Below are 18630 nucleotides of genomic sequence, written 5' to 3'. Positions count from 1 at the left end.
GGTGGCTCCTCAGCTCGACAGGTGGTCCAGGATCTGCGGGCCGAGGTCGGTGACATCGCCCGCTCCCATGGTGAGAACCAGATCGCCGGGCTTCGCCATTCCCGCGACGGCTGCGGGAACCGCCGCCTTGTCCGGGACGGCCGTCACATCGGCGCCCGCGGCCCTCGCCGCGTCGATGATCAGTGCGCTCGTGACGCCCGGGACCGGGTCCTCCCGGGCCGGGTAGATGTCCAGGACCAGCGAGGCGTCGGCGAGGGCGAGTGCCTGGCCCATCTCCGTGCCGAGTTCCTGGGTGCGGGAGAAGAGATGGGGCTGGAAGACCACCAGGAGGCGGGCGTCGGTCGCCGCCCCGCGCATGGCCTCCAGGTCGGCGGTCATCTCGGTGGGGTGGTGCGCGTACGAGTCGATGACCTGGACGCCGGCCGCCTCGCCCTTGAGCTGGAGGCGGCGCTTGACCCCGGTGTACGAGCCGATGGCGGAGGCCAGATTGTGCGCGGGGAGGCCGAGGGCGACACCGGCGGCCAGCGCGGCCACCGCGTTGTGCGCGTAGTGGCGGCCGGGCACGGAGACCGTGAAGGTGAGGTACTTGCCGTTGAGGACGACCGTGACCTCGCTGGTCAGACCCCGCGGGGTGACCTTGTGCACGCGTACGTCGGCGCCCTCGGACTCGCCGTAGGTGACGACGGTGAGGGAGGAGAGCTCGCGCACCCTCCGGGTGAGCTCGACGGCGCCGGGCTGGTCGGCGGCGATGACCAGGGTGCCGCCGGGGACGACCTTGCCGACGAAGGTCTCGAAGGACTCGTAGATCTCGTCCATCGAGGCGTAGTTCGCGTGGTGGTCCAGCTCTACGTTGAGGACGATCGCGACCTCGGGGGCGTACTTCTGGAAGCTCCGGTCGCTCTCGTCCGCCTCGGCGACGAAGATGTCGCCCTGGCCGTGCGTGGCGTTGGTGCCCGGGCCCTCGAGGTCGCCGCCGATGGCGTACGAGGGGTCGAGGGCAAGCTCGGACAGGGCGACGGCGAGCATCGACGTGGTGGTCGTCTTGCCGTGGGTCCCGGCGACCGCGATGGCCCGCAGGCCCTCCATCAGGGAGGCGAGCGCGTCGGACCGGTGGACGACGGGGATGTCCAGCTCGGCGGCGCGGACCAGCTCGGGGTTGTCGGCGCGGATGGCGCTGGAGACGACCACCGAGGTCGCGTCGTCGGCCAGGTGCTCCGCGGCGTGCCCGATGTGGACCGTCGCTCCCAGGGCGCGCAGGGCGTCGGCGGTGGCGGACTCCCGGGCGTCGCTGCCCGCCACCTTCGCGCCGCGCTGGGCGAGGATCTTCGCGATGCCCGACATTCCGGCGCCGCCGATGCCGATGAAGTGCGGCCGTTCCAGGGCGGCAGGAATACCGGGTGCCATACGTGTCTCTCCCGAGGTGCGACGTGTGTCTGGGTGGTGCGGCCCCCAGCCTATTCGCTGTGCGCGAAGAGCTTGAGCACCGGGACGCCGACCTTGTGACGGGCCCGGGACGCCCAGTCACGGTGGAAGAACTCCTCGACGTAGTGCGGCGCCGTCAGCACGATGACCTCGTCGGCCCCGGACTCGTCGACCACGGTCTTCAGCCGGTCCAGGGGATGGTCCTCGACCACCTGTCCGACAGCCTCCGAGCCCGCCTCCCGCAGCTCCCGGAGGGAGTACTCCAGCGCCATCTCGGCGGGCTCCCTGGCTTCCCTGCCCTCCGGCTGGTCCCCCTCGCGGACGGCGTCACGGAGCTCGCCGATCGCCACGTCGTCGATCGCGCGCAGCAGCACATCGGCCTGGTCACCACGGGGCTGCATCAGTACGACGAACGAGATCCGCTCCTCGCCGTGGAGGGTCGTGACGAATTCCACGTCCTCGGGAGTGAGGGGCTTCTCGATCATCAAAACGCTTGTGAACACGACAGGCGCCCTTCCGCTTCATCTCGTCGGCCGCAGGGACGACCGCTGTTGCTGAAACCATCCTTCCCCGCAACTGCACGGGGTTGCAGGACCAAGTGTGCACACCCGGAGCCAACCGGAACGGGTAATTCCGCTATATGTCAGATCTTCCCGTACCGAGTGAAGAGGAATCCCCCCTCCTCCAGGAGCGAGACGAGGGAGAAACGTTCCGGCACAGGGAGGACGGGGCCGCCCGCGATGCGCTGGGCGTCTCCCGCAACGAGCAGCGGGGACAGCGTCAGACAGAGCTCGTCCAGCACCCCGGCCGCCACGAACTGGCCGAGCAGCCGCGGCCCGCCCTCGGTGAGGAGCCGGGTGAGCCCCCGGGCTGCCAGTTCCGCCACCGCGCGGGCCGGGTCGACGGTGGCGCCGTCCCCCGCGAACAGCACCTCGGCCCCCGCCTCCCGGGCCGCGTGGACCCGGTCCGAGGGCGCGGCCGTTCCGGTGACCACGAGGGTCGGGACCAGGGGTGAGGCGAAGAGCGGGAGGGAGAAGTCCAGGTCCAGACCGGCGCTGACGACCGCGATGGCCGGGGCGGGCCCCTGCCCGGCCGCCTCACGCCGGGCGGCGAAGGCGTCGCGGGCACGCGCGGGCCGGTAACCCTCCAGGCGTACCGTCTCGGCGCCGACGACGATCGCGTCGGCCAGGCCCCGCTGGGTGCCGAAGATCCGCATGTCGGCGGGGGACGAGATGCCCTGGGAACGGCCGTCGTGCTGGGCGGCGCCGTCCAGGGTGGAGACCATGTTGGCGCGGAGCCAGGGGCGCCCGCCCCCGGGATAGGCGTAGGCGTCGGCCAGCTCGTCGAGCGTCCACTCGCGATCGGCGGCGGCAGCGGCGTGGGCCGAGGTTGTCAGGTCCGTCACAGGGAGCAGGCGTCGCATGCCCAGCAGTCTGGCACGGCCCTTAAGGTGGAGAGTTGTGTCGTCCTCCACAGCCGTGCAGGGGCAGAGCCCCATAGCAGAAGCGGCCCCGCAGTCCCTGTGCGCCCTCGAGCCACGCGTCCCCGCCGACCGACTGGTCGCGGAGATGGTGCCGCCGCCGCGCTTCGACTCGGTGCGCTTCGATACGTACGTTCCCGACCCGAACCAGCCGAGCCAGACCGAGGCGGTCGAGGTCCTCGGCTCGTTCGCCGCCGGGCTCGGCGGGGCGCATGCCACGGGCTCGGGGAAGCGCAAGTGGTTCGGGAGGAAACAGGCGGCGACGCCCACCGGGCCGCGCGGCGTCTATCTCGACGGCGGGTACGGCGTGGGCAAGACGCATCTGCTGGCCTCGCTCTGGCACGCCACGCCGGCCGCGCCTTCCCTGAAGGCCTTCGGCACCTTCGTCGAGCTGACGAACCTGGTCGGCGCGCTCGGCTTCCAGCAGACCGTGCAGACGCTGAGCGGACACCGGCTGCTCTGTATCGACGAATTCGAATTGGACGACCCGGGTGACACCGTCCTGGTGTCGTCCCTGCTCAGCAGGCTGGTCGAAGCCGGAGTCGCGCTGGCCGCGACCTCGAACACACTGCCCGGCAAGCTCGGTGAGGGCCGCTTCGCGGCAGCCGACTTCCTCCGGGAGATCCAGGGGCTGTCCTCCCACTTCCGCCCGCTGCGGATCGACGGTGAGGACTACCGCCACCGGGGCCTGCCCGAGGCGCCGCCGCCGTACTCCGAGGACCAGGTCACCCGGGCCGCGTACGCGACCGCGGGTGCCTCCCTCGACGACTTCCCGGCCCTGCTCGACCACCTCGCCCGGGTGCACCCGAGCCGTTACGGCGCGCTGACGGAGGGGATCGCCGCGGTGTGCCTCACCGATGTCCAGCCGGTGCCCGACCAGTCGACGGCGCTGCGCCTGGTGGTGCTCGCGGACCGGCTGTACGACCGCGAGATCCCGGTGCTCGCCTCCGGTCTCCCCTTCGACCGGCTGTTCAGTGACGAGATGCTGAACGGCGGGTACCGGAAGAAGTATTTCCGGGCCATCTCGCGGCTGACTGCACTGGCGCGTGACGCGAAGGGACTGGTGGCGCAGTAGGTTCGGGAGCTGAAGGACGCACGGGTGCGCCTCCGGGTGCCACGTACGTCCGCTGACCGCGCACATCGTTTGAAGGGATCCACCATGGCTACCACGCGTCAGGCGCACACGGTCTGGGAAGGCAACCTGCTCGAGGGCAAGGGTGTCGTCACCTTCGACTCCTCCGGGATCGGGGAGTTCCCGGTCTCCTGGCCGTCCCGCGCGGAGAAGGCGAACGGCAAGACCAGCCCGGAGGAGCTCATCGCGGCCGCGCACTCGAGCTGCTTCTCGATGGCTCTCTCCAACGGCCTGGCCACGGCGGGCACCCCGCCCACCCAGCTGACCACCCAGGCCGACGTCACGCTCCAGCCCGGCACCGGCATCACCGGCATCCACATCACCGTGCAGGGCGTGGTCCCCGGCCTGGACGAGGCGGGCTTCGTGAAGGCCGCCGAGGACGCCAAGGCGAACTGCCCGGTCAGCCAGGCGCTCACCGGCACCACCATCACGCTCACCGCGTCGCTGGCCTGATCCCAGCCGTCCCCGGGGCCTCGTCCGCCCCGGGGACACACGGGGCACCGTGGCCCGCACGGTTCCCGCGCGTCGCGACGCGTGGTACACACATGCGGGTCACTTCACCTGTCCGCCAACAGGGAGTTGCCCCATGTCATCCACATCTCGACACCTCACGACACGACGACGGATCCTGACCGGCAGCGCCGCCACGGCCGCGTCGGTCACCTTCGCCGGTGCCTTCACGGAACTCTTCTCCGGCACCGCCGAGGCCCGGGGCCACAGCGGCTACGGTCCCCTCGTACCGGATCCGGACGGCCTGCTCGATCTGCCGAAGGGTTTCCGCTACCGGGTGCTCTCCCGGGAGGGTGACCCGCTGCGCTCCGGCGAGGGCCGGGTCCCCAGCAACCACGACGGCATGGCCGCCTTCGCCGGCCGCCGCGGCCGGGTCCACCTGGTGCGCAACCACGAGAACCGGGTCACGGGCAAAATCGGCGTCCCGACGGTCGAGGGCCTCACGTACGACCCCATGGGCAAGGGCGGTTGTACGGTCCTGGAGCTCGACAGCCGGGGCGAGGTCATCGGTGAGCGCGTCGCCGTCGCCGGTACGGCCGTCAACTGCGCGGGTGGGCCCACCCCTTGGAACACCTGGCTGACCTGCGAGGAGACCGAGGACAAGGCCGGCACCAACGGCTACACGAAGGACCACGGCTTCATCTTCGAGGTGGACGGCGCCGATCCGCGCCGCACCGGGGCCGTGCCGCTGACCGCGATGGGCCGCTTCCAGCACGAGGCCGTCGCGGTCGACCCCCGGAACGGCATCGTGTACGAGACCGAGGACGCGTTCGACAAGCCGTTCGGTCTCTTCTACCGCTTCCTCCCGGAGAAACCGCTCGGCGGCACGGGCTCCCTACGGGCCGGTGGCGCGCTCGAGGCCATGCGGGTACCCGGCGTACCCGACCTCTCGGTGATCCAGGAGACGGGTGCGAGCTTCGACCGGATCGAGTGGGTCCCCGTCCCGGACCCACTGGCGGCGGAGACGCCGATCCGGCTGCAGGACTTCGGACCCAAGGGCATCACACACGCTCAGAAGCTGGAGGGCTGCTACTGGGGCGGCTCGTCGGTGTACTTCGTCTCCAGCTTCGCGCACAGCGCGGAAGGGTCCGCCGCCGACCACTACGGCCAGGTGTGGCGTTACGAACCGGAGCGGCGCCGGCTCACCCTGGTGGTCGTCTTCGGCCCGGACTCCGACATCCGGCTGCCGGGCGAATCACCGGACAACATCTGCCTCGCCTCCGGAGGGGGGCTGATGGTCTGCGAGGACGGGGGCGGCGCTCAGCACGTGCTCGGGGTGACGCGGCGCGGCGAGGTCTACGCGATGGCGCGGGGACGGCAGAACATCGGGACGGCCGGGGAACCGGAGTGGGGTGAGTTCGCCGGTGTCACGTTCTCGCCGGACGGAGGGACGATGTTCGTCAACTGCTACACCCCGGGGACGACGTTCGCGGTGACGGGCCCCTGGCGCTGACCGAGGCGAGCATGCGGGTGTTCCGGTGGTCCGGGGGCCGGACGACCGGAGCGCCGCGAGCATAATCTGACAAAACGTCAGCTAATGTCCCTCAGTGATCAAATCTGCTCGTACGACGATCGTGCTGGCTTTGGTGAGCGGGGTGCTCGCCGGTTGCGGAAGCTCCGGGGCCACCCACGCGAGGACCGCGGCACTTCCGACGGCCTCTCCGGAGTCCGCGACACCATCCCCGTCGCGGACTCCCCAGGGAGTCCCGGAGAGCGATCCGCCCGTCCTGGCCCCAGGCCCCGGCGGCCTCACTCCGGTCTTCGAACGACGCGCGGAAGGCCCGGGCAGCGCTCCCCGGAACGCGGCGGGCGGGCCTGACAAGGTCGTGGCGCTCACCTTTGACGCCGACATGACGGCGGATCAGGGACCGCGCGCCGCCGCCGGCGAACGCTTCGACAACCCCGGGCTGATCGCGTCACTACGCCGGCTGAAGGTCCCTTCGACGGTCTTCATGACCGGCAGATGGGCACAGGAGTATCCGGCCCAGGCCCGCTCGATCGGCACCGACCCCCTGTTCGAGATCGCCAACCACTCGTTCAGCCACTACGCCTTCTCCTCCCCCTGTTACGGGCTGCCGACCGTCGGGGCGAAGGACATGCGGCGTGACGTGGAACGGGCCTTCGGCGCGATCCGGCGGACGGGTGCACGCAACGTCGTGCCCTACTTCCGCTTCCCCGGCGGCTGCTACGACGACACGTCGCTGAAGGCCCTGGCCCCGACCGGGGTGACCGCGGTCCAGTGGGACGTGGTCAGCGGTGACGCCTTCGCCACGGACGCGGACGCGGTGGCCGAGCAGGTGCTGGCGGGCGTGAAGCCCGGCTCGCTGGTGGTCATGCACTGCACCCGCAGCGCGGCGCCCGTCACCGACGAAGCGGTCAGCCGGATCGTCCCGGAGCTGCGCGAGCGCGGCTACCGCTTCGTCAAGGTCTCGGAACTGATGCGCGGCTGAGCCCACCCCGCGTCAACCGGAGCAGGCGGTACGGCCGGCCTCCTGCCAGGCACAGACCGGGCAGAGCGTGGCACCCTTCGCCGACTCCGGATATTCGGTCGGCTTCCGGCACAGCACGCACTCGGCGTACGGCGGCCCCGCGTCCACGGGTGCCGGGGCCGGCGCGGGCGTCTCGCAGTACGCGTCGTCCATACGTACGAGCGTACTCACTCCCGCAGAGCGGCGAGCCGGGAGGTGAGAGCGGCCACCGCGACGGCAACCACGACCGCCCCCGCCAGTGGCACGACCGGCACCCGCACCTCGCCGGTCAGCGAACCGGTGACCAGGCCCGTCACCGCGGCCTTCGCCGGTGAGCCGTCGGTCACGAGTACGAGCAGCGCCCCGAGCACGGTCGCGACGAGCGACCAGCCGCGGCGGTGCAGGACCGGCCGGGCGCAGAGTGCCCCGACCGCCGCCCCCAGCAGGGCGCAGCACGAGGCCCCGAGCAGCCCGGCGAGTGAGGCGGCCGGGAGCGGCACGGCGACGGTGTGGCCGGCGTCGGCCGGTTCGCTGATCAGCAGCACGGTGCCCACCGCCGTCCCGCCCAGGGCGAGCGCGCTCCCCAGGCCGGCGAGCAACGCCGCGCGGTGGGCTCTCGACGGTCCGACGGCGGCGGCGAGAACGGCCCTGGCTGCGGGCGGCTCCTGGGTGACGCAGAGCCGCACGAGCCAGGCCGCCACGGGAAGTAGTGTCGCGGCGGTGTACCCGAGCGCGTCCAGCAGGGGCTGCCCCGCCCCTACGCCGACGGCGAGGACGGCCGCGTACAGGAGCACGGGCGCGAGCCAGCTCTGTGAGCGTGCCAGCAGCGCGCCCTGATAGCGCGTCAGGGCGATCGTGCCGCGTACCGGCACGCGGGCCGGGCGGGCGGGTCGGGCCGCCCTGTCCGGTGCGGGGGCGGTGGGCACGTGGGCGGGCTCCCGGACCTGGGCGAGTCCGGTGATGTGCCACGGCGGGTGGGCCGTGATCAGGGCGCGCAACAGGGAATCCGAGTGCGCCGCGGTGGTCGTGAGCCGGATCGCGGCAGGTTCCCCGGTGTCCCGCTCCACCACCGGGGCGCCCGGGAGCCCCTGCGGGAGTTCGGCGGAGGCGGGACCCGTCGCTTCGATCCGGACGGCCGGGCCGGGATCGCCGGGTGTGACGGCCACCGCGGTGAGTGTTCGCCCTTCCAGCCGGTAGCCGGCGTCGGCCCGTCCCTCGAGCCGCCTCGGGTCATGGTCGACGAACACCACCGTGGCACCGCCTGCCACCCGCTCGGCGACGGCCCGGTCCAGTACGTCGCGGGCCGCGGTGTCCAGGCCGGTCCAGGCCTCGTCCAGGACGAGGAGGTCCGGCTCGGCGAGGAGCGCCTGGGCGACGGCGATCTTCTGGCTGGTGCCCTTGGAGAGTTCCGCGAGCGGAGTGCGGGCGTAATCCGCGGCCCCGAAGCGCTCCAGCCACTCCTCGGCCCGTGCGGCGGCCACGGCGGTAGGGAGCCCGTGGACGCGGCCCAAGTGTCCGAGGTAGCCGGCAGCGGTGAACGGCAGCGCCGCGGGGAAGCGTTCGGGGACGTACGCCGTGCGCGGCCGGCCCGTGACGCGGCCCTCGGTCGGCGCGTCGAGACCGGCGAGCAGTCTCAGCAGGGTCGACTTGCCCGCGCCGTTGGCGCCCTCGATCCGGATCAGGGTGTGCGTGGGCAGGTCCAGGTCGAGCCCGCGCAGCACCCAGGGGCCGCGCAGGCCGTACCGGCGGCCCACTCCTCGCAGGATCAACTGGACGACGACTTCTCCGGCTTGAGTTCGGAGGGCCGTACGAGCACGAAGCCCTCGCCCTGGAGCATCAGCTGGACGGCCTCGCCGGATCCGCCGCGCACCATCGAGCCGAAGCTCTGCGAGCGGTGCAGCGTGGTGGTCAGCTGGGCGCTCCAGCCGACGACGGCGTCCGTGTCGACGTACACCGGCTGCTGCCCGGTGACGGGGATCACGATGGGCTGTCCCTCGCAGATCAGGCCGAGTTTGCCGTAACCGCTGAAGACGCTGTTGAAGAGGCCGCCGCCGGTCATCCCGGCGCCCTTCACGGTCTTGATCTCGTAGGACAGGCTGGCGTCGAAACAGAGGACGTTGCGGCCGTTGATGGTCAGGACGTCGCCCTGCTCCATCTCCACGATGAAGCAGTTGGCCGCTTCGTGGGCGAACCACGCCTCGCCCTGGCCGGTGACCGCCATCAGGGCGAGCCCCTCGCCTGTCACGGCGCGCTTGAGCATGCCGCCGATGCCCTGGCCCTTGCGTTCGAACTGGAGATTGCCGCGGAAGGCGATCATCGATCCCTGACGCGCGTGCATCTCACCGTTGACGGCGTACTTGATGGATTTGGCGTTCTGCAGCGTCATGCCGGGGGCGGTGGCCGGCTGCGCCATGTGCTCACTGGAAAAGAGGTCGCTCTTCATGCGGTGCATCCTCACCCGGAGCGGTCAGTTCCGCCAAGGATTCGTTGTCACAGGGGCCTGGCAGACTGGACGGGTGAGCAGCGACAGCATTCCTGAGCCCCTTCCCGCAGCGCCGGAGGCCCCCGCCGACAGCCCGTTCCGTTCCGAGCCGACGGCCCGCGACGAAGCACCCCAGTTCGTTCTGCCGCTGGTGGTGCACCTGGAGAAGACCGATCCTCCGGCGCGCAACGACGCCCTGGTGACCGCCGCCCGCGCGGTGCTCACGATCCTCTCGGATCCCCGCTCGCTGGGCGAGGACGAGGGCGGGGCCGAGGGCGAGTGGGCGCGGGCCATGCACGACTGGCAGGACGCCCGGATCCGCAAGGTGGTGCGGCGGGCGCGCGGCGCGGAGTGGCGCAAGGCGTGCACGCTGCCCGGGATCACCGTCACCGGCGAGCACGCCGAGGTCCGGGTGTTCCCGCCGGTTCCCCTGGACGGCTGGCCCAAGGAGCTGGCCAAGCTCCAGGTGTCGGGCACCGAGTTGGACGACCCCGAGGCCCCTCCCGCGCCCGATCCGGCCGGCCCGGTCCTGTGGATGAATCCGGACGTCGGCATGTCGGCGGGCAAGGCGATGGCGCAGGCCGGGCACGGCGCACAGCTCGCCTGGTGGGAGCTGTCGGACACCGAGCGCAAGGCGTGGCGCGAGGCCGGCTTCCCGCTCTCCGTCGCCACCCCGGACGCCGCCCGCTGGCGCGAACTCACCGTGAGCGGGCTGCCGGTGGTGCGGGACGCCGGATTCACCGAGGTCGCCCCGGGGTCCTGCACGGTCGTCGCCGACCATCCGGCGCTGCGCCGCTGAGGGGCCGTGCGCGTTCGGCTTCAGCAGTCGAACACCGACCAGCAGATGTCGTTGCGCAGCCGCTGGTCGTCGAGGACGAGCTCCCGGACGGCCGCCGGGAGCTGATCGCGCTGCCACTGGCACTCCAGTCGTCCCGCCGCCTCGCTGTCGCCTTCCGGCGCCGCCGCACGTGCGGCCTTGATCGCGTAGGCGGCCGCGCCGAGCTCGTGCGCGGCGACGTGGGCGACGGCTCCGGCCTGTCCTGCGGCGTACGCGGCGTGCCGTGCCGCCCCACGCAGGTCCCTGGCCGCTCCCATCGCGTGGCCACCGGCCGCGCGGGCCTGCATCATTCCGACCTCGCCACGCTCCCAGGCACGGGCGTGCTCGATCGCCTGACGCGGTCGCGGGTCCTCGGGCCGGGCCGACTCGAAGAGAGGGAGGACGTGCTCCGCGCAGGCGGCGGCCCACAGGGCGAGGAGACGGTGGTCCGCGTCGGTGAGCGTCCCGCCCCGGCGGATCGTCACGAAGCGTGGGTCTCGGACCTTCGGGAGGATCACGACGTGCGTTCCTTTCCGCGCTCATGGGCGGCGCCATCCGCGCTGTGCCCCGGCGGCCGCTCGGCCGTCTGACGCAGGGCATGGTCCAGAGTGCTCATCAACCGGGCGACACGACTGCTGCCGCTCGGCGGGAGCGGGTAGCGGCAGAGCACGTCGACGAGTACCGCTGTCGCGCGCTGCCGTGACCGTTCCAGCAGGGCATCCGCCCTCGCGGGGTCGCCGCCCGCCGTCAGCTCTCCGATGTGTGCGGCGCTCGCGGAGGCGCGCAGGATGTGACCGACCTGGCCGGCCTGGGCGAGGGGATGCAGATAGGCGGCCGACGCGGCGTCACCGGCGGAGCGCGCGGCCAGCCGCGCGGCTTCGGAGGGCGCGGACCGGGCAGCCCGGTGGGCGTCGAGGGAGGTGACGCGCTGCAGCCTCGTCCTGGCGGCGCCGTTGACGAACTCCCAGGCCGCGTCGATCGCCGCCCGGGGACGTGGATCATCGGGGACAGCCTGCTCAAAAACAGACAGGACGTCCTCCGCGTGCCGCACCACGTAAAGCGCCACGACGCGCAGCTCGTCCATGGTCAGATCGAAGTCTCCGGACACGGTGTGCGTGCTCTTTGCCATGTTCGCGAATCGTATCCCTGAACGTGCGGCGGGGACCCGGAGGATGAGGGAGCCCGGGTGTGCGGCGGGGAGACATCACGGTCAGATCACAGAAGGTCCCGCACGCGCCGGGGAACCTCAAATCGGGCTCTGAACGTCCCCACTTCCGGGTTCACCGGGGCCCGGCGGGGCCATGACCCCTGCACGGAACGGGGAGGGGACACCATGAAGCTGGGGATCGGCATCGGATGGCGGCCGGAGATCGCTGAAGCCATCGAGGCACTGCCGGGGATCGAGTGGGTCGAGGCCGTCGCGGAGAACCTCTGTGCGGACCATCTCCCCGAGTCCCTCGTGCGTCTCCGCGAGCGCGGCGTCACGGTCGTCCCGCACGGGGTGTCGCTCGGTCTGGGCGGGGCCGACCGCCCGGATCCCGACCGTCTCGCCGGCCTGGCCGCGCGGGCCGAGCTGCTGGGCACGCCTCTGGTCACGGAGCACATCGCGTTCGTACGCGCCGGAGGCCGGCCCGCCGCCTCGCCGGTGCTGGAAGCGGGCCATCTGCTGCCGGTGCCCCGTACCTGGGACGCACTGGACGTGCTGTGCGAGAACGTGCGGATCGCCCAGGACTCGCTGCCCGTCCCGCTGGCCCTGGAGAACATCGCCGCGCTGATCTCCTGGCCCGACGAGGAGCTGACCGAGGGGCAGTTCCTCGCGGAGCTGGTCGAGCGCACGGGCGTACGGCTGCTGATCGATGTCGCCAATCTGCACACCAACCACGTCAACCGCGGCGAGGACCCCGCGACCGCCCTCGACGAACTCCCGGTGGAGGCCATCGCGTACGTCCACGTGGCGGGCGGCGTCGAGAAGGACGGCGTCTGGCACGACACGCACGCCCACCCCGTGACACGCCCCGTCCTGGACGTGCTGAGCGAGCTCCGCTCCCGGGTGGATCCGCCCGGGGTCCTGCTGGAGCGCGACGACGACTTCCCGCCGGCCGAGGAGCTGGCCGGTGAACTGACCGCGATCCGCGGCACGCTGGCCGCGGCGGCCACCGCTCCACGGGCCCCCGCCCCGCGGCCGGCCGGCCCCGCGGAACCCGTCACCCGCGCCTCCGGCGCCCGCGACCGGACCACCGCGGCCCAGACCGCCCTGCTCTCCTCGCTCGTGGCCGGTGCGCCCGCGCCGGACGGCTTCGACCACCGGCGCCTCGCGGTGCAGAGCCGCGCCCTGGCCGCGAAGCGTGCCGATGTCGTCGCCAAGGTCGCGCCCGATCTGCCCGGCATCCTCGGCGACGGCTACCGCGGCGCGTTCCTCGCGTATGCCAGGAACCGGCCGATGTCCGCCGGATACCGCCGTGACGCCCTCGACTTCGCCGAGCACCTGCTCATCGCCGGCCACCCCGCCGACGAGGCGGCGCGACGACGGCTGACCCGCTGGTGGCAGGACCGGGCCGCACCGCGCCCACCCCGCCGCGGGGCCGCCCGCCTGATCCACGCCGCCCGTACCGCCCTTCTGGGAAGGTGACCCCGTGAACGCCCTTGCCGTCCTTCTGACCCTCGCCGTGGCGGTCTCCTCGACGCTCCTGATCATCGCCGCCCGCAGGTCCGGCCGGAGCCCCGGGCCCGGTGACCGGGTGCACGACCGCGCCGAGGCCGCCTTCCTCTCCGGCGGCCCCGCCAGGGTCGTCGACACCACGCTCACCGCCCTGCACCTGGACGGCCGGCTGGCCGTCGGCGGACCGGGGATCGTCGCGGTCCACCGGGAAGAAGCCCGTGACCCGGTGGAGCGTGCCGTCTTCCAGGAGCTGGCCGCCGCCCCGAGCGGGGCCCTTCACACACTGCGCGGGACACTCATGCGGCACCAGGCGGTGCAGGAGATCGGCGACGGGCTCGCGGCCCGCGGGCTGCTGGTGGCACCCGAAGGGAACCGGAGCCGACGCCGTTGGGCGACGACCCAGGGAGTGCTCTGCGTCGTGGCGTTGCCCCTGGCCCTGGCCGTCACCGTCCTGCAGTCGGTCGCCTACGACGACTACGCGGACGTACCGTTCCCGTTCGTCGTCAAGGTTCTTCCCGCGCTCGTGGCCGGCATCGTCATCGGTTTCGCCACCGCGTCCTCGGCCAAGCGGCGGATCACCCGGGCGGGGCGGCGCGCCCTCGACGCGTTCCGCGCCGCGCACGCCCTGGTGGGGGATCCCGCCCACCAGGTGGCCACCCAGGGACTGCGCGCGCTCCCCGATCCCGCGCTCCGGGGGCAGTTGGTGGCGGCGGCCAGGCAACACACCCTCCTGCGCACCTCACCGGACTCCTCGACCTCCGCGAGCGCCGCGCTCGTCCCGGTCGTGTGGTGCGCCGCGGCGAGTCCCGGTGGGGGGAGCTGCGGCAGTTCCAGCGGGGGAGGCGGCGACTCGGGCTCGGGGTCCGGCTGCGGCGGCGGCAGCGGGTCCAGCTGTGGCAGCAGCGGCGGGTCGAGCTGCGGAGGCGGGTCGAGCAGCGGCGGGTCCAGTTGCGGGGGCGGGTCCAGTTGCGGCAGCAGCTCCTGAGAAGCGCGAACCCGCAGCGTACGAATTCAGCCACCGATGACCATTCGTGACCGAGATTGGTCCATATCGTGAACAGGTTATGGCGCCCCCTTGCCGATTTCGCATAGAACTCGGTCATGCTCTGGGTCATGCTTCTTCTGGTCGCGTGGGGCGCGGCCGCCGTCTCCTGCATCCGGCTGTGCCTCCTCACCGCAGGTGCGGCCCAGCGGCCGCCGGTCGCCGGGCGTGCGGCCGTCTCCCCTGAACTCAACCTGTACGAGACGGCGTTCCTGGCCGGCGGCCCTCAGCGGGTGGCCGACCTCGCCCTGGTCTCCATGCATCTGCGGCGTCGGCTGCTGCTGGCCCACACGGGCTGGGCGACGGTCGTCGATCCGGAGGGGCGGGACGAGGTCGAGCGCACGGTGATCCGCGCGATCGGCCCGGACGGGCAGTCCCGGATAGCACCGGTACGGGCCGCCGCGGCGGCCACCGAGGCAGTACGCTCCCTCGCCGACCATCTCGTCACGGCGGGGCTCGCCGTACCGCACGGGACCCGCACGGGCCTGGAGTCGGCGGTACGCGGCGTGCGGGGTGCGGCCGTGCTGGTGGTGGCCCTGGCCGTCATCGCGATGCTGATGCCCGGTCAGGGGGACGGCTCCGCAGGTCCGGTGGCCGCCTGGTTCGGGCTGCCGCTCGTCCTGACCCTGGGCTGTCTGGCCATCGCACGGGCGGAGAACCACCCCTACAGCCCGTGGGCCTCCCCGTCCGGACAGCGCTGGCTGGACTCACTGCCCGCCCCGGTGCACGGCCCGGACCGCGATGTGCTGGCGGCCGTGGCCGTACGGGGCGTGGGCGCCCTGGAGGACCCGGGCCTGCGGGCGGCCCTGCTGAACGGCGCGCGGACCACGGACTGACCCGCCGGTCCGGGGCCCCACGCACCACCAGGGCCGCCCCGTTGCCGGGAGCGGCCCTGGTGACGTCATATTCCGTTGTACGGCCCGGGACACATCGGCCGGACGCGGCGAGGACGGCGGTCCGCGGGGAGGAATGGCTGACTCCCCCGCGGTCCGCGGCAGTTCGCCGACGGCCGGCCGATGTGCACCCGGCGCCAGGACCCGGTGTCGCTGGAACGACGGGCGGCGTCACACACGCCGTTGCCCGCCAACTGATCTTCCGGGTCGGGATGACCGGAAACGCTGGCTATGCGAGACCGGACACCAAGTCTGCGAGGGACTTCCTGCGCCCCGTGTAGAACGGCACCTCCTCGCGGACGTGCATCCGCGCCTCGGAGGCCCGCAGATGACGCATGAGGTCGACGATGCGGTACAGCTCGTCGGCCTCGAACGCCAGCATCCACTCGTAGTCGCCGAGCGAGAACGCCGGGACGGTGTTGGCGCGGACGTCCGGGAAGCCCCGGGCCATCTTGCCGTGGTCCGCGAGCATGCGGCGACGGTCCTCGTCCGGCAGCAGGTACCAGTCGTAGCTGCGCACGAAGGGGTACACGCTGACGTAGTCGCGCGGCGTCTCGTCGGCCAGGAAGGCCGGGATGTGCGACTTGTTGAACTCGGCGGGGCGGTGCAGCGCCATGTTCGACCAGACCGGCTCCAGGGCACGGCCCAGCCGGGTGCGCCGGAAGAGGTTGTACGCCTCCTGAAGAGCGTCGGAGGTCTCTGCGTGCCACCAGATCATCAGATCGGCGTCGGCCCGCAGACCGGACACGTCATAGGTGCCGCGGACGATGACGTCCTTGGCCGCGAGCTGGTCGAACAGCTCCTGGACCTCGTCGGCGTAACCGGCGCGGTCGTCGGGAAGGACGTCCTTCAGCTTGAAGACGGACCACAGGGTGTAGCGGATGACCTCGTTGAGGTCCTTGGCCTTCTTGCCTGCGTTCGGGAGCTTCTCTGGCGCACTCATACCGCTATTGTCCCGCCTCGCTCCCGATGCCCCGAACCCGGGTCGGCGTGTTGTCGATCTCTCCCGCGGCCGTCCCCGTGAGGTCCTGGACGATCTCGTCGGCGGCGCGGTGCGCGCTCGCGACACAGGCCGGGATCCCGACGCCGTCGTACACCGCTCCGCACACCCTCAGACCGGGCAGTTCGGCGACCGCGTCACGGATCCGGGCGACCCGGCCGAGATGGCCCACCGGGTACTGGGGCAGACCGCCGATCCACCGGGTGACCTCGGTGTCCACGGGCCGGGCCGCCAGCCCGGTCGCGGTGGCGAGATCCCCCAGGGACGCGGCGACGAGCTCGGAGTCCTCACGGTGGAGGTGCTCCTCCTCGCCGTAGCGTCCGACGGAGGTGCGCAGCACGAAGAGGTCCGGGGCCGCGTCCGCGACCCACTGCCACTTGTTGCTGGAGAAGGTGGCGGCCTTGATCGTGCGCCCGTCGACGGGCGGTACGAGAAAGCCGGACCGCCCCCGGAACGCGTCGGTCCCCTGGATGTCGGAACGCCGGAACGCCATGGTGACCAGTGCCATCGAGGCGTACTCGACGGCCGCGAGCTCGACCGAGGCGGCCGGACACCCGGCGGCGAGCAGGGTGGAGGCGGACCAGGCGGGGGTGGCCAGGACGACGGCGTCGGCGGCGATCACCCGGCGGTCGGTGCGCACGTCCCAGCCCTCGACACCGCGGGTCAGGCCGAGCACCGGGGTCTCGGTGAGGATCTCGGCGCCCCCTGACCGTACGGCGTCCGCCACGGCCCCCGGCAGGGTGCCGATGCCCCCCTCGATGCCCTGGAACACCGGTCCGGTCCGCTGCCGGGCGGCGGCCCTCGCCTGGATGCGGAGTACGCCGTCGAGGAGCGGGCCGCCCTCCTTCACGGCCTCGAAGAGCTGGGGCACGGCGGCCCGCATCGAGATCCGGTAGGCGTCGCCCGCGTAGACCCCGCCGAGCAGCGGCTCCACGAGCCGGTCGACGACCTCCCGGCCGAGCCGGTCCGCGACGTACGCGCCGACCGCGACGTCGTCGCCGACGGCGGTCGGGGTGAGATCACGTTCCTCGGCGATCCTCGCCAGTCCCTCGGGCGAGAGCACGCCGTCGAGCGCCGCCGGATCGCCCGGTACGCCCATCACGTGCCCCTTGGGCATCGGGCGAAGGGCGTCGCGGGTCCACACCGAGGCGGTGGCCGTGGCGGGGGGCTGGAGCCGGTCGCCGAGCCCCACCGCCGTTGCCAGCGCGACCGCTTCGGGGCGCCGCGCGAGCATGGACTCGGCTCCGAGGTCGACCCGGGTGCCCGCGATCTCGCCCGTCATCAGCTTGCCGCCGAGCCGGGCGGTCGCCTCCAGGACGGTGACCCGGAGCCCGGAGGCCAACAGCCGGTGGGCGGCGGCGAGTCCGGCGATGCCACCGCCGATGACGACGGCGTGGCCCGTACGTGAGGTGTCGCGCTGAAGAGGACGCTGCATGGGTCCACTCTCTCAAACCCGGTCCGAGTCCCGAACGTGACCACTTCGAAACCGCTGACAGGCAACCCGCACACGGGGCCCCCACGTCGAACCGGCACCATCTACAACAGCCCTGGGGGGACACGTCATGCCGTACGGACGCCACACGGACAGTCATCCACCGACCCGGCCCGGCCGGCGCCGCCACCGCGCCTCGGCGACCGCCGCACTGCTCGTGGCACTCCTGGCCACCGGGGCGTGCGCCGCCTCCGACGACAGCGGTGGGCAGGGCCTGCGGTCCGCGGGCGACAGCAAGGCGGCGCCCGCCGCGGGCGCCGGCGCGAAGGCCGCCGACGGAGCGTCCTCGGCATCGGAACCGAAATCCACCGTGGCGGTCCACGTCATCCGCACGGCCACGCTCGGCATCGAGGTGAAGAGCGTGCTGAAGGCGGTCGTCCACGCGCGGACCGCCGCGGAGAGCGCCGGGGGGATCGTCGCGGACGAGCGCACCGAACGGCTCGACGCCACCCACGACGTGTCGGAACTGGTCCTGCGGGTGCCGCAGGCCCGGTACGACGAGGTGCTGCGCGACCTCGCCGGGTCCGGGAAGCTGCTCTCCCGCACCTCCGACGCGAAGGACGTCACCCGGGAGGTCGTCGATGTCGAGAGCCGGATCGCCACGCAGCGGGCGAGCGTCGCACGGATCCGTGAACTGATGGACGAGGCCGAGAAGCTCACCGATGTGGTCACGCTGGAAGGCGAGTTGAGCAGCCGTCAGGCCGACCTGGAGTCCCTGCTCGCCCAGCAGGCGTCGCTGAAGGACCGCACCTCGCTGGCGACGATCACCCTGGAGCTCAGCGAACCGTACGAGGAGGGCGAGGACCCCGGGGAGGAGGACACCGGCTTCCTGGACGCGCTCGGCGGCGGCTGGGACGCGTTCGTGACCGTGCTGCGGTGGATCGCGGTGGCGATCGGCGCCTCGGCACCGTTCCTGGCCGCCGCGGCCGTCCTGGCGCTCGGGTGGCGGCTGCTGCGCGGCCGTCCGCTGCGGCGCCGTACGGCGCACCGGCAGGCCACGGAGACCTCGGAGGCCCCTCCGGCCCCGTAGGCCCCGTAGCGTGGGCCCGGACCTGCACAGCGCGGCGAAGGGACCTCGGCCATGGCGACGGAACGACTGGTGATCGTCGGGGGCGACGCGGCGGGCATGTGCGGGACTGTGCGTGCCCCCCAGCACAAGGAGCCCCGCGCGCAGAGGAAAGGAGCCCGAGAACGCGGCGGCAACACAAAAAGGGAGAGGGGCGGGGGGGGTAA

19 protein-coding genes are annotated in these 18630 nt (G+C 72.4%); 9 read left to right on the top strand and 10 right to left on the bottom strand.

Annotation, left to right across the window (positions count from 1 at the left end; translation table 11 throughout):
• Window positions 1–9: 9 nt before the first annotated feature.
• From murC to ABT001_RS30765, 3 genes are all read right to left on the bottom strand, one after another.
• Complete coding sequence (gene murC / locus ABT001_RS30775) at window positions 10–1404, bottom strand: UDP-N-acetylmuramate--L-alanine ligase (RefSeq protein ID WP_351284325.1); 1395 nt, start codon at window positions 1402–1404, stop codon at window positions 10–12.
• A gap of 50 nt (window positions 1405–1454) precedes the next feature.
• Window positions 1455–1907 carry an indole-3-glycerol phosphate synthase gene (locus ABT001_RS30770; RefSeq protein WP_351284323.1) on the bottom strand — a complete coding sequence of 151 codons (453 nt, stop codon included), beginning with the start codon at window positions 1905–1907 and terminating at the stop codon, window positions 1455–1457.
• Between the two features lie 158 nt (window positions 1908–2065).
• Entirely contained in the window at window positions 2066–2845 is a 780-nt protein-coding gene (locus ABT001_RS30765; RefSeq protein ID WP_351284320.1) for a pyrimidine reductase family protein, read from the bottom strand.
• A gap of 37 nt (window positions 2846–2882) precedes the next feature.
• Here ABT001_RS30765 and zapE point away from each other — a divergent pair, with 37 nt between their 5' ends.
• From zapE to ABT001_RS30745, 4 genes are all read left to right on the top strand, one after another.
• Window positions 2883–3977, top strand: coding sequence for a cell division protein ZapE (zapE, locus tag ABT001_RS30760; RefSeq protein ID WP_351284317.1), 1095 nt, complete (start codon window positions 2883–2885; stop codon window positions 3975–3977).
• Between the two features lie 84 nt (window positions 3978–4061).
• Window positions 4062–4487: an OsmC family protein gene (locus ABT001_RS30755; protein ID WP_351284314.1), complete on the top strand. Its 426-nt coding sequence runs from the start codon at window positions 4062–4064 to the stop codon at window positions 4485–4487.
• A gap of 133 nt (window positions 4488–4620) precedes the next feature.
• Window positions 4621–5997 carry an alkaline phosphatase PhoX gene (locus ABT001_RS30750; protein WP_351284311.1) on the top strand — a complete coding sequence of 459 codons (1377 nt, stop codon included), beginning with the start codon at window positions 4621–4623 and terminating at the stop codon, window positions 5995–5997.
• Window positions 5998–6091: 94 nt separating this feature from the next.
• Window positions 6092–6994 (top strand): polysaccharide deacetylase family protein, encoded by a 903-nt coding sequence (locus ABT001_RS30745; protein WP_351284309.1) that lies wholly within the window; start codon window positions 6092–6094, stop codon window positions 6992–6994.
• A gap of 12 nt (window positions 6995–7006) precedes the next feature.
• On the opposite strand, the gene ABT001_RS30740 is transcribed toward ABT001_RS30745, so the two are convergent.
• Genes ABT001_RS30740 through ABT001_RS30730 form a run of 3 tightly spaced genes read right to left on the bottom strand, consistent with a single transcriptional unit; the run spans window position 7007 to window position 9455 of the window.
• Window positions 7007–7186 (bottom strand): hypothetical protein, encoded by a 180-nt coding sequence (locus ABT001_RS30740; protein WP_351284306.1) that lies wholly within the window; start codon window positions 7184–7186, stop codon window positions 7007–7009.
• Window positions 7187–7200: 14 nt separating this feature from the next.
• Window positions 7201–8766 (bottom strand): ATP-binding cassette domain-containing protein, encoded by a 1566-nt coding sequence (locus ABT001_RS30735; protein ID WP_351284303.1) that lies wholly within the window; start codon window positions 8764–8766, stop codon window positions 7201–7203.
• 11 nt (window positions 8767–8777) lie between these two features.
• Window positions 8778–9455, bottom strand: a complete 678-nt coding sequence (locus tag ABT001_RS30730; RefSeq protein WP_351284300.1) for an AIM24 family protein — start codon at window positions 9453–9455, stop codon at window positions 8778–8780.
• Between the two features lie 73 nt (window positions 9456–9528).
• Between ABT001_RS30730 and ABT001_RS30725 the strand changes: the two genes are divergently transcribed.
• On the top strand, window positions 9529–10293 hold the full coding sequence (locus tag ABT001_RS30725; RefSeq protein ID WP_351284297.1) for a peptidyl-tRNA hydrolase: 765 nt from the start codon (window positions 9529–9531) through the stop codon (window positions 10291–10293).
• A 20-nt stretch (window positions 10294–10313) separates the two neighbouring features.
• Here ABT001_RS30725 and ABT001_RS30720 read toward each other — a convergent pair whose 3' ends face one another.
• Both ABT001_RS30720 and ABT001_RS30715 read right to left on the bottom strand, forming a co-directional pair.
• Entirely contained in the window at window positions 10314–10829 is a 516-nt protein-coding gene (locus tag ABT001_RS30720; protein WP_351284294.1) for a putative immunity protein, read from the bottom strand.
• Window positions 10826–11440, bottom strand: a complete 615-nt coding sequence (locus ABT001_RS30715; RefSeq protein ID WP_351284291.1) for a putative immunity protein — start codon at window positions 11438–11440, stop codon at window positions 10826–10828. The genes ABT001_RS30720 and ABT001_RS30715 overlap by 4 nt, the downstream gene beginning before the upstream one ends.
• Window positions 11441–11644: 204 nt before the next feature.
• Here ABT001_RS30715 and ABT001_RS30710 point away from each other — a divergent pair, with 204 nt between their 5' ends.
• The 3 genes from ABT001_RS30710 (at window position 11645) to ABT001_RS30700 (ending at window position 14848) form a co-directional block, all read left to right on the top strand.
• Window positions 11645–12940: an MbnB/TglH/ChrH family RiPP precursor modification enzyme gene (locus tag ABT001_RS30710; RefSeq protein WP_351284288.1), complete on the top strand. Its 1296-nt coding sequence runs from the start codon at window positions 11645–11647 to the stop codon at window positions 12938–12940.
• A gap of 4 nt (window positions 12941–12944) precedes the next feature.
• Window positions 12945–13955 (top strand): TIGR04222 domain-containing membrane protein, encoded by a 1011-nt coding sequence (locus tag ABT001_RS30705; protein WP_351284286.1) that lies wholly within the window; start codon window positions 12945–12947, stop codon window positions 13953–13955.
• Between the two features lie 116 nt (window positions 13956–14071).
• Complete coding sequence (locus ABT001_RS30700; protein WP_351284283.1) at window positions 14072–14848, top strand: TIGR04222 domain-containing membrane protein; 777 nt, start codon at window positions 14072–14074, stop codon at window positions 14846–14848.
• Window positions 14849–15134: 286 nt separating this feature from the next.
• Here ABT001_RS30700 and hemQ read toward each other — a convergent pair whose 3' ends face one another.
• Together hemQ and hemG are read right to left on the bottom strand one after the other, a co-directional pair.
• Entirely contained in the window at window positions 15135–15848 is a 714-nt protein-coding gene (gene hemQ, locus ABT001_RS30695) for a hydrogen peroxide-dependent heme synthase (protein ID WP_351284280.1), read from the bottom strand.
• Between the two features lie 4 nt (window positions 15849–15852).
• Window positions 15853–17340 carry a protoporphyrinogen oxidase gene (gene hemG, locus ABT001_RS30690; protein ID WP_351284278.1) on the bottom strand — a complete coding sequence of 496 codons (1488 nt, stop codon included), beginning with the start codon at window positions 17338–17340 and terminating at the stop codon, window positions 15853–15855.
• A gap of 127 nt (window positions 17341–17467) precedes the next feature.
• Between hemG and ABT001_RS30685 the strand changes: the two genes are divergently transcribed.
• Complete coding sequence (locus ABT001_RS30685; RefSeq protein ID WP_351284276.1) at window positions 17468–18427, top strand: DUF4349 domain-containing protein; 960 nt, start codon at window positions 17468–17470, stop codon at window positions 18425–18427.
• Window positions 18428–18630 lie beyond the last annotated feature (203 nt).

Source organism: Streptomyces sp. NPDC002793, from assembly GCF_040295485.1.
Taxonomy (GTDB): Bacteria; Actinomycetota; Actinomycetes; order Streptomycetales; family Streptomycetaceae; genus Streptomyces.
The sequence above is the reverse complement of the archived record's forward strand: the minus strand, read 5'-3'. Positions and strand labels throughout refer to the sequence as shown.